Consider the following 12,482-nt stretch of genomic DNA (forward strand, 5'->3'; position numbering starts at 1 on the left):
GTTCGTCGAAAAAAGTTGGTGGTTTTTGTGCAGTGCACGTGTCTTTAGGAAGACGAATCCACCATGGGCTGAATCGAAATGAACACAGTCGGGCATCAGGGCACAGCAACGAGGTTTTCACGACGCCGCACGCAAAGCACGCGGCGCTTCCTTCCGATGTCGCCCGTGATGCAAGCGGTCGCCGTCATGCTCGCGACCGGCGGCATCTGGGGGCAAGCACACGCCCAGCAAGCGTTCAGCAACGCATGGTTTGGCGCACGCGGTGCCGCGCAGGCGACCGCCACGCAGACGGGGCGTCTGCCCAACGGTGCGCCGGTGAGCTCGCTCATGGACCCGTCGGCACAGCAGCAACAGGCCAACGCGCAGTTGCAGACGTCGATTGCGAATCTGAGCACGGCAGCACAAAGCATCGCCGCGATGCAGGCCGCGCAGGCGACGGCGCGCGCCGCAGCAGCCAATACCAACGCCACGATTCCCGACGGCTTGTCGGAGGGCGGCCTCAAGGTCGACACCAACAGCCTGACCAAAGGCTGGATCAACGCCAACGCACCCACGCAGACGGCGTCCAACGGCAAGACCAACGTCAACATTCAGCAGACGGCCGACAAGGCGATCCTGAACTGGGAGACGTTCAACGTCGGGCGCAACACGTCGGTGAACTTCCAGCAGCAAAGCGACTGGGCAGTGCTCAACCGAGTGAACGATCCGCAGGCGCGTCCGAGCCAGATTCAGGGGCAGCTTCACGGCGACGGTACGGTGCTGATCCTGAACCGCAACGGCGTGGTCTTCGGTGGCACGAGTCAGGTCGATACGCGCAACCTCGTGGTGGCGGCAGCGCGCATGAGCGACGCGCAGTTCACGAGCGGTCTCTATGGCGCGAACGGCACCACACCGAGCTTCACGGATGCACTGGGCAAGGTCGAAGTGCAAGCCGGGGCCACGATCACGACGCGCACTCCGACGTCGGTCACGCAGGGTGGCGGGTACGTGCTGCTGCTGGGCAAGGAAGTCAGCAACGCGGGGACGATCACGACGCTGCAAGGTCAGGTGGCGATGACCGCAGGCGACAGCTTCGTGATTCGCAAGGGCGTGGGCACGGACGCGAATACGGCATCGACCACGCGAGGTAACGAAGTCTCGCCGCAGTTCGTGGCGCAAAGCACGGCGGGCAAAGTCGTGAACACGGGCTTGCTGATGGCGCCCGAGGGCGACGTGACGATGGCGGGGCGGGACGTGCAGCAACTGGGCGTGGCAGTCGCGACGACCACGGTGAACACGCGCGGCACGATTCACCTGCTGAATTCGACGAGCGACACGCTGGGCAAGGTGACGATGGGCAGTGGTGCGCTTACGTCGGTGCTCATCAGTGATAACGGTGCGACGGCACTCGACAGCCAGCGCGCCGCCATGATTCAGGACTCGGCAGCGCAAGACCTCATCCGAACGCAAACGGTCTCCGGCCTGTTCGATAACCTCTCGCGTCTGGGCGACCGCCGGGACCAGTCACGCGTAGAAATCGTCAGCGGCGGCAACGTCGAATTCCAGAGCGACTCGCTGACGCTTGCCACCGGTGGTCAGATCGCCGTGAGCGCTACCGGGCGAAGCCTCGTGGCCACGCGTGCACAACTCGATGTCTCGGGCGCGGTGGGCGTGTCGCTGTCGATGGACAGCAACAACGTCAAGGTGAACGTGCAGGGCAACGAACAGCGCGACGCACCGGGCAACCGCGACAACACCGCGCTGAACAATGCGAACGTGTACATCGATCGCCGACGTTTGATTTATGTCCCCCCGACCGTCGGCGGGTATGCCAACCAACGCTGGTACACGGGCGGGGGCTTGCTCGAAGTCGGTGGCTATTTGTCGAACGTGGCGCATGGCATCGGCGAGTGGGCGGCGCAAGGCGGGACCATTGCGCTGAGCGGCGGCAATGCCGTCACGCAGGCCGGTTCGGTGCTCAACCTCTCGGGCGGCTCGCTGAATGTGCAGACGGGGTATCTGAACCAGACGTGGCTTAAAGGCGTGGACGGTCAGATATACAACGTCAATTCCGCGCCCGCGAACATGATCTACACGGGCGTGTACACCGGATTTAGCGTGGAGCACCCGCGCTGGGGCACTACGGCGACGGAAAACTACGCCAACCCGCTGATCGCGCCGCAACGTGTGCTGCAAAACGGCTACACCGTGGGGCGCGACGCCGGGCAACTGATCCTCGCCACGCCGAACGCATCGCTGGCGGGCGATGTGGTGAGCGCCAAGTATCAGGGGCCGTCGCAGGTCAAGGCTGTGCAGCCGGGGTTGGACGGATATCTACAGGGGCAGGGGGCGGTCGCACGGGGTGCCCAACTGGTACTCGGTAACTACACGTCCGCCGCCAACTGGGATGCGACACTCGGACCGACCGGCGTGTTCTACAACCCCTCGCCAGTCGCGCAGAACATTGTGTTCACCGATGGGCCCTCGCCGGTGGATGCGGTGGCAACGCCCGGCGTGCTCTCACTCGACAGTCAATATCTGGGCCGCATCGGCTTCGGCTCGATTCTCGCTGCGGCGGGACAGACACTCACCCTGACGGGTTCGCTAGCCGTCATGCCGGGCGGCACGATTGCGCTCTACGCGCCGCAGCTCGTCGTCGGTGCAGACCTCACCGCGCACAGCGGCAACATTCTGCTGGGCAACGTCTTCAACACGGTTTCGCAGACGGGCGTCACGGTAGAGACGGCAATTCGCAGTGCACAAGGCAACGCCACTGTGACCGTGGCGCCGGGCGTTAGGCTCGACACGAGTGGACTGTTGAGCAACCTGTCGCTAGACGCAGACAACGCCTCACTCGTGCCGTTTGCCAGCGGGGGCAACGTGCGCATCAGCAGCACGGGCGACGTCAGCGTCGGCAGCGGCGCGCAGATCGACGTGTCGTCGGGTGCAGTCCTGCGTGCGAGCGGCGTGCCCGATGCGACCCAGGGGGGCAGCGTGACACTCGCCGCCGGTCATATCGTCGACAGCGTGGGCGGGCAGGGACGTCTCGACCTGCAAGGCGATGTGCGCGGCTATGGCGTGGCGGGCGGCGGCACGCTGACCATCGAGACCAGCGGCAATATCGTCATCGGCAAGGCGGCCAACGATGCCTCGGTGCTCACCGGCAACGCGGCACCGATCGCACTCGATCCCGGCGTGTTCAACACCGGTTTCTCAAACTATGTCGTCAATGCGCATAACGGCCTCGCGATCACCCCCGGCACGCAGCTAGACGTGAGCATGCCGGTACTGCGAATCGTCCCGGGCACACTCACGTCGGTGGCGACCGGCGGCGATCCGCGCGCGGCGCTAATGGTCTGGACGCCGCCGCTTTACACGGAATCGGTGCAGAACGCGACGCTTACGCCGCGCGGTGGCGCGAGCGTGTCACTGACCGCCGGCTATGTGCTCTCGGACGGCTCGGCACCACTCACCATCGGACAGGGGGCTGTGGTCAGCGTCGATCCGGGTCAGGCCATTGTTCTGAAGAGCGAAGACCAGTTGACGATCGACGGCACGCTCAACGCCTGGGGCGGGAGCATTGAGCTCGCGGCCACGGGTGCGACGGTATCGGGCTATCGCGACTCGCTCACCCGTTCAGTCTGGATCGGCGACCACGCGAAGCTCGACGTCGCGGCACGTCCGTATGTCGCCTACGACTCGCTCGGACGTGCCTATGGCGTAGCGGGCAACGGCGGCACCATCACCGTGGACCCGAGCGACGCCTTCGTGGTGATTCGCCCGGGGGCGGTGCTCGACGCCTCCGGGGCGACGGCGGTGGTCGATGCCAACGCCGGCACGGCAACGAGCGGTCCGGCGCGGCCGGTCACGCTGGCGGGGACCGGGGGCAGCATCGCGCTGCACTCGAACAATGGCTTTCTGCTGGACGGCACGCTGCTCGCGCGCGGCGGCGACGGCGCTACCGGCGGCTCGCTCGGCGTGTACTTCGACACGCGAAGCTACGTCAATCCGGACGCCGCTACCGCCGCATTGCTCAACAAGCTTCACGACATCACGCTGGTGCAGCAGGCGCCCGCAAGCAATGCGGCCAGTGACATGGCACCGGGCACGGCGAGTCCGGCACTCGTGTTCGGCAACGCCGTCATCGGCGTGGACAAGCTGCATGCGGGCGGCTTCGACAACCTCACGCTCTCCACGCACGACCGGTTCGTGTTTCAGGGCGATCTCGATCTGTCGCTGGCGGGCAGCATCAATCTGAAGGGCGGTCTGCTCAGCGTGGCCGATGCCACACCCAACGCACAAGTGCGTATTGCCGCACCCTACATCCGCCTCGACGGCGGCTCGTGGGATTCTCCGGCAACCGTGGGCACCGTGCTTTTGCCCGGCCTTTACAGCCTGCGCGCGGGGCAGGCACCCGTCGGCGACAGCACGCTGACGTTCTCGGGCAATCTGATCGACGTCGCCGGGAAGGTGGTGTCGGGCGCGAGTGCGCTCGTCGGCGTGGGCGGCGTAGGGGGCGTGACGTTCCCGGCGACCTACGTTGTGCAGAACGGGTTCGGCGACGTGGTGCTCAACAGTCAGGGCGACATTCGCTTGAACGGTGGTCTGAACGTCGCGGGCAATATCGACATGACGGCGGCGCAGATCTATCCCGTATCGTCGGCCTATGCGGCGGTGATAGCGGGCGACCGGTACGCGGGCATCGATCCCGGCAGCCGTCTGACGATCCGCTCGAACGGCAGTGGCGTGCCCACCGTGCCGTATTCGGCATTCGGCCAGTTAGTGCTGCTCGGCGGCACCGTCGATCAGGGCGGCGTGGTGCGTGCGCCGCTGGGTACCATTTCGCTCAACACGACGGGCGGTAATCTCGGCACCGACTGGCAGAGCGTCGTGCTGCTCGGGCAGAGCACCACGGCGGCGATACAGACCGACCCGGCGGTCATTCTGCGCAGCGGCAGCCTCACGTCGGTGAGCGGTGCCGGACTCGACATGCCGTATGGCGGCACCTCCGATGGCGTTACGTACAGCGGCGCGAACACCACTGGGCGAAATACCACGCAGTTCAATCTGGCCGACACGTTTGTCACGCGCGGTGACAGCAGCGGCGCCAAGTCCCCCGATTCGTGGGTGCTGAGCACGGGCGTGAACATTGGGGCGTCGCGTCTGGTCGGCGAGCGCGGTGCAGTGCTCGATCTGTCCGGCGGCGGCACCTTGCGAGGCGAAGGGTTCGTCTCGGGGCGCGGCGGCTCGGTCAACGTGCTCACGACGCCGCTCGTGAATGCCAATCCCGTGCTCAACGCCAACAGCCGAGCCAGCGATCAGGTCTATGCGATCCTGCCCGGCTACGCGAGCGCTTACGCGCCAGTCGTGCTCGACAAGGGAGCGGGCGATCCGGCGGTGGGCAAGCAGATCACCCTCGGCGCGGGCGTGCCGGGGCTACCTGCGGGCACTTACACCCTGCTGCCGTCGAGCTTTGCGCTCTTGCCCGGGGCCTATCGCGTGGAACTCGCGGGCAGTGTCGCGCTGCGCCAGGGCAGCGATGTGCCCGCCATGCTCACCACCAACGGCTCGTGGACAGCCACCGGCATGCAGAGCGTGGCCGGCACCGGGCAGCGCGACAGCCAACTCACGCGGTTGATCGTCACGCCGGGCGACACGGTACGCAAGTATTCGCAGTTCAATGAAACGACGTTCAGCGAATTTCTGCTCGCGCAGGCGTCGCAGTTCGGTGCGGTACGCCCGCGCCTGCCGGAAGACGGCAAGCTGCTCAGCATCAACTTCGTGACGGGATCGCCGAATACTGACCCGCTCGACTTTGCGAGTACGGTGCAGTTCGGGGGCGCTAGCACGTCAAATGTGACCGGCGTCGACGGGGCCATGTTCATCAACGCCGGTGCCACGCCGATCGAGGTGCGCACGGCGTCGGCCACGCCGACGACGGGCACCGTCTCGCTTGTCGACCGCGATCTGAACGCGTTCGGCGCGCCCTCGCTCTCGCTGGGCGGCAACTGGACGTACTTCGACGGCCAGTCGTCCCTGGGCGACAGTGCGCGACTCTACTTCGGTCTGGACGGCAAGGAACATGGCGGCGTGACGCTGGGTCAGGGCACCACGCTCAAGGCAGGGCAGGTGTTTCTCGTCGGCCCGGCGATCGACGTGCAGACTGGCGCGAGCGTCGACACACGGGGCTTCAGCGGTAACGTCATCGATTCATCGCTCGGCTATGTCTATGCCACGGGAACCAAGGCCGGTCAGAACCTCACGTCGAATCCGGCACTGCTGGCCGTCGGTAACGGCTGGCTCGATCTCCTGCCCTCGGAAGGGTATGGCCAGATCCATGTGGCCGACGGGGCGTCGCTGCTGACGCAAGGCACGATTGCGTTCGCCGCCCCGGGCGGGTTGTCGCTCGGTAACGTGAACCTCGGCGCACGTTATCTGACCGTCTCGCAGAACCAGATCAACCTCGGCGACGCGACGGCGATGGCCAATGCCAACGCCGCCGGGGTACTGCCCTCGGGTTGGCAACTCACGCAGGACGTCCTCGACAAACTATTGCACCCTTCCGCCACGTCGGGTGTGCCCGCGCTGGCGCGGCTCACGCTCTCGGCCGGTGGTGCGTTCAACTTCTTCGGGTCGACCACGCTCGACACGGGCGATTCACCGGTGCAGATGGTATTCAGCTCGCCGGCGTTCTATGGCCTTGGCGGCAGCAACGACGTGGTGCGCATTGCCACCGCCAATTTCCTCTGGAGCGGCATTGCCACCGGGGCAGGCACGGCGGCGCAGCCCTACCAGAGCCAGGCACCGTCGACCGTGCTTGCGGGTGGCCCGGGCACCGGCAAGCTCGTGATCGACGCGAAGACCATCGAATTCGGTTACGACGCGCTCGCGCAGCCCCAGAGCCAGGTGGCGCTTGATCGCCTCGCGTTGGGTTTTTCCAGTGTGGCGTTGCAAGCATCGCAACGCGTGACGGCTAACCATCTGGGCACGCTGAGCGTGGCGGGCACGCAAGCGCCCAACGGCTCACGCAGCGGCGGCGACCTCACGATTGTGACGCCGCTGCTCACAGGCAGGGCGGGGTCCGCGATGACCTATACGGCGGGCGGCACGCTCTCTGTGAGCGCGCCGTCGGGCAGCAGTCCAGCGAGCACCACGAGCGAGACCGACCTCGGGGCGGCGCTCACACTGAACGCCCGCTCGGTGGCACTCGACACGGCCGTGGCGTTGCCCAGCGGCAAGCTCACCGTCAACGCCGACGGCACAATTGCGCTCGGTGCGAATGCCCAACTTGATCTCTCTGGCCGCGACAAGGTGTTCTACGACGTCACGAAGTCGAGCTGGGGTGGCAAGGTCGTGCTCGCGAGCACAAGTGGCGATATCACCCAGCAGACAGGCTCACGCATCGATGTGTCAGCCGCGAACGCCGATGGCGGCTCGCTGAGCGTGAGTGCACCGCAGGGACAGGTGAGTCTCGCGGGCACGTTGCGGGGCGCAGGGGGCGCGGGACAGGCGAACGGGCAGTTCTCGCTCGATGCTGCGCAAGTGAGCGACGCGGGGTTCTCGGCCCTCAACGGTTTGCTTAACGATGGCGGCTTTTTCGGCGCGCGCACATTCCGGGTGCGACACGGCGATCTGAATGTGGGCGATGGCGTGCGCGCAGGCACCGTGAACATCTCGACCGACAACGGAAGCCTGCGCGTGCTGGGCACCGTCGATGCGTCGGGCACGACGCCGGGCGCTATCGTGCTGTCTGCATTAGGCGATCTGACCATTGACGGCGCCGCCGTCCTCGATGCGCACGCGACGCAACTGGCGACCGATAGCTATGGCGCGCCCATCGACGCGCAGAACCGTGCCAACGTCACACTCACCTCGACCGCTGGCACCGTGCGTCTCGGTGGCGGCGCGCGCTTCGACATGCGCTCGCCGGACGGCATCGCGCGCGGGCATCTGGAGATCAACGCGCCGCGCACGGGCGAGACGAGCGGCGATATTCGTATCGACGCGTCGGCCCGCCCGGACGTGCGTGGTGCGGCGAGCATCGCCGTAAATGGTTTCTGGACTTACACGCCGCTCGATGCCAGCCACTCGATCACACAGGACAATGGCGACGTGTCCGGTAACCCGGTCGGCGCGGACGGCATACTCGGCCTGAACCAGATCGACACACGCAACCGCCAGTTCATCGACAGCGCGTGGGCGAACGCCAGCCTGCAATCGCGGCTTGCAGGTCTCGCGGGCTACGGCGGCACCTTCCACCTGCGCCCCGGCGTCGCGGTGACGAGTCCGGGCGACCTGAACACGAAGGGCGACCTCGATCTGTCGGGGCTGCGCTACGGCCCCGGTGTCGTCGCGGGCGTTCGTGGATCGGGCGAACCTGGCGTGCTCGTGATGCGCGCTGCGGGCGATCTGAAGATCAACGGCAATGTGACCGACGGCTTCGCGCCGCCTGCGGCGTCGCCCGATGGCACGATTTACCAGACGGTACTCTCGGCGGTTACGCTCGCCACCCCGTACACCGTGGGCACGGGCGGCATGACGCTTGGCGCAGGCACGCAGTTGCCGCAAAGCGGCCGGCTGAATTTCGATGTCGCGCTGCCGGCGAACACGCAGATCTACCTGTCGAATACCGCGCATACGCCGATAGATCTGCTGCTCGGCGGCTTGGGCAACGCGAACCGCCTGAAGGCCGGGGTTGTCACGACGGCGGACATTATTCTGCCGGCCGGTTATTTGATGAAGAACGGCACGGTGGTCGGTGCGGGCGGCTATACCATTGCGGCGGGCACCAACACGACGTCGCTCGTGGGCATCGTCGGCACGACGACGAACAACCTGGTGCTGCCCTCCGGTACGATCCTCAAGGCCGGCATGAACGCAATCCAGTTCAACGACGCGGCGGCCTACGCCATGAAGGTCAGGGCGATGACGTGGCCGGCTGGGACGGACATCTCGGTCATCAAGGGGTACACGTTCGCGGTCCCGGTCGATCTTGCACAGGGCAGTGTGCTGCCTACGGGCATGTATGTGTCGACGGCGAGTGCGGCAGTGGGCAGTCGTCCGATCTGGGCGCTGGCACCGATGCTCGACCCGGGCACCGCATCGTGGTCGATGCGGCTGGTGGCCGGCAGCGATCTCTCCGGGGCCGACAGCCGTGCAGTCCTAACGGCAACGCAGGGCGGCGATCTGCTGCTGAACAACCCGTTCACCGTAAACGTGGCCGGACGAGGCGTGGGCACGCCTGCCGCCGGGATCAGCGTGCTGCGAACGGGCACGGGCGATCTCGAACTCTATGCGGCGGGCGACTATCAGCAGTCGTCGCCGTTCGGTGTGTACACGGCGGGCACCTCGGTGCCTGGCACGGGCGCAGGCACCCAATGGAATGCCGCGCGCGGCACGCTCCCAGATGGCACGTATCTGGGCAATATCGTGGCGGCGCGCACCGACTACGAGGCGGCGCTCAACGCGCAGCGCATGTGGTTCACGCAGAACGGCGGCGACTTCACGTTGTCGGCGGGCGGCAATATCCTCGGCTGGCAGGAGCCCAATTCGGAAATGGTCGGCACCTGGCTCCTGCGTCAGGGCGGCGCGGCGCTGGGGCAGGCCACGGCGTGGGGGATTAACTTCGGCACCTATGTGCTCGATGGCAACGGCGTTGCCTCATCGTCGGCGCTCGGGCTGGCGGCTTTCTCGGGGATGGGCGCTCTCGGTGGCGGACGCGTGAACGTGATCGCAGGCGGCAATATTGGCGCTGACACCGGCACGTCGCAGCGAAACGTCGTCGTGGCCGTGGGCGGCTCCGGCCGTGTGACCGGCAACACGCTTGTGCAGACGGGCGGCGGTGCGCTCAATGTGAGTGCGGGCGGCAGCATCTTCGGCGGTCTTTATGCGGATCTGCGCGGCAACACGTCGTTGCAGGCCGATGGCAATATCGGCGAGATGCTGCTGCGCAACTATGGGGTTTCACTCGAACAGGATCCACGCGGGCTGAGCAGTCACACGGCTTACTCGGCACTCAGCCGCGCAGGGGTGGGACTGGCCCCGGGCGACGGCACGGTGACGATCAATACGCTGGGCGACCTCGTCATGGGCAAGGTGATCGATCCGGGCCGCGCCGAGTCGCGCGTGTTGAGCGAGGGGGTGCTGAACGGCGCGCCCACGAGCGCCACAAACTGGTTCACGTTGTGGACCGATGCGACACGTCTGATGCTGTTCTCCGCAGGTGGCAACGCATCGCCATTGGGCAGCTTCATCAACGATCTCACCAACAACGCGATGTACCTGCCGCCGGTGCTCGACGTCACCGCAGCGGGCGGGAGCATCTACTATGCACCGCGCCAGTCCGTCGACTATCTCATGCCGTCGCCGACCGGCTACTTCCAGTTTCTCGCGGCCGGTGGGGTCTCCGGCATTGGGGCCAACAACGCCAGCTTTATCAGCAATCCGTTCGGCGCCCTCGGCACGTCGCTCTCGTCGATGGCCACACCGTTCCAGCCCGCGTGGCAGACGCCGACGGTCTCGAACTACTGGAACGGTGGCGTGACGTCGATCGACCCCGCGGATTTTTCGACTATCTACGAGACTCAGTACCAGTCGAGTTCCGGGCTGTACTGGGGCGGGGGCGGCACGCTGTTCATGTTCGGCCCGAATACGGTGACCGATGCGAGCGCCGATGGCCACGGACAGATCTCGCGTGTCTACGCGCTCGCGGGCGATCTGCAAGGCGTGAGAATCGGGCAGAGCCGTACGGCCACGTCCGGCACCGGTGCGCCGGTCACGTCGTACTGGGCGTCCAAGCCGGTACGGCTGATCGCGGGCGGCGACATCGTCAACAGCGGCGGCCTTATCAAGAACACCGACCCGTCTGACATCTCGATGGTGGCTGCCGGCGGCAACATCGACTTCAATGGCGCGAACGCCACCGGCTTCACGATCATGGGGCCGGGCACGCTGGAAGTCTCCGCGGGGGGCGACATCTACATGGGCAACGTGGCGAACCTCACGAGCTACGGCGCCATCGTGCCGGGCGACCGTCGTCCCGGGGCCGGTATCGTCGTGCAGACGGGGCTTGGCGCCGGCACGCCGGGACAAGGGCAGGCCGACGTGGCCGACTTCGCGCGCCGCTATCTCGACCCGGCCAATCTGGCCGACCCGAACCAGCCGCTGACGTCGCAGCCGGGCAAGGTTGCCAAAACCTACGATGGCGAGCTGTTCGCCTGGTTGCAGGCACGCTTCGGCTATCAGGGCGACCTCGCCCATGCGCTTGCCGACTTCCTCGCGTTGCCCTCGGAGCAGCAACGCGTGTTCGTGCGTGAGACGTACTACGCCGAACTGCTTGCTGCGGGCCGCGAGTACAACGACCCGTCGAGCAAGCGCTACGGCAGTTATGCGCGGGGACGTCAGGCCATCGATACGCTGTTCCCGAGTGTGGCGGCCGACGGCTCGTCGATCTCGCGCCACGGCAAGCTCACGCTGTTTCAGGGCAAGACGACCAACGGCGGTGTGCGCACCATCGCGGGCGGCGACATCGAACTGCTGTCCCCGGGCGGCAGCGTGACGCTGGGTATCGAAGGTGTGGCGCCGTCGAATGCCGCAACCACCGTGCCCGCCGGATTGCTCACGCAAGGCGACGGCAGTATCCGGATCTACAGCCTCGACAGCATTCTTCTGGGCCTCTCGCGCGTGATGACAACGTTCGGCGGCGATATTCAGGCGTGGTCTGCCGAGGGCGACATCAACGCGGGGCGCGGCGCGAAGACCACGGTGCTGTACACGCCGCCGAGGCGCGTCTATGACGCGTGGGGCAACGTCGCGCTCTCGCCCAATGCGCCGAGTTCGGGGGCGGGCATTGCCACGCTCAACCCGATTCCCGAGGTCAAACCGGGCGACGTGGATCTCGTGGCACCGCTGGGCACCATCGACGCGGGCGAAGCAGGGATTCGCGTGTCGGGCAACGTGAATTTCGCCGCGCTTCAGGTGGTGAACGCCGCAAACGTGCAGGTGCAGGGCAAATCCACTGGCCTGCCCGCGATTGCCGCCGTCAACGTCGGTGCGCTGACCAACGCGAGTGCGACGGCTGCGCAGGCTGCCACTGCCGCGCAGGACGCCATGGCGCGTGACCGGGCGGCGCAGCGTCAGAACACGCCGTCGATCTTCACCATTCGCATGCTGGGTGCCGGTGTGGCGCCGGCAGGTGGTGCGGACACGCAGGGCGGCCGGCAGGACGGCAGTGCGTGGCAGAGCGGCGACGCGGCGGCGAATTCGCCCGCCTACGACCGCCGCAATCGCGTGCAGATTGTCGGGCATGGGGCGGATCTGAGCCCGCAGGCCATGTCGTTGCTGACCCCTGCCGAGCGAGGGCGGCTGGCACAGGCGCAGTAAGTCGGTCATGAGCCGGACGGATCGGGGCGCCGCGTGCGCCCCGATCCACTGTCAGACGTCTTCTTACATCGGATTGCTCGCTATGTAACAAAAAATTCATATCGGACTGCTAGCCTGCGCGG

General features: G+C 66.4%; 1 protein-coding gene. It reads left to right on the forward strand.

The window, feature by feature from the left end; all coding sequences use genetic code 11:
- Positions 1 to 156: 156 nt before the first annotated feature.
- Entirely contained in the window at positions 157 to 12,360 is a 12,204-nt protein-coding gene (locus CDV46_RS22910; protein WP_176399166.1) for a filamentous haemagglutinin family protein, read from the forward strand.
- The last annotated feature ends 122 nt before the right edge of the window (positions 12,361 to 12,482 follow it).

It is taken from the genome of Pandoraea sp. PE-S2T-3, assembly GCF_002179965.1.
Taxonomy (GTDB): Bacteria; Pseudomonadota; Gammaproteobacteria; order Burkholderiales; family Burkholderiaceae; genus Pandoraea.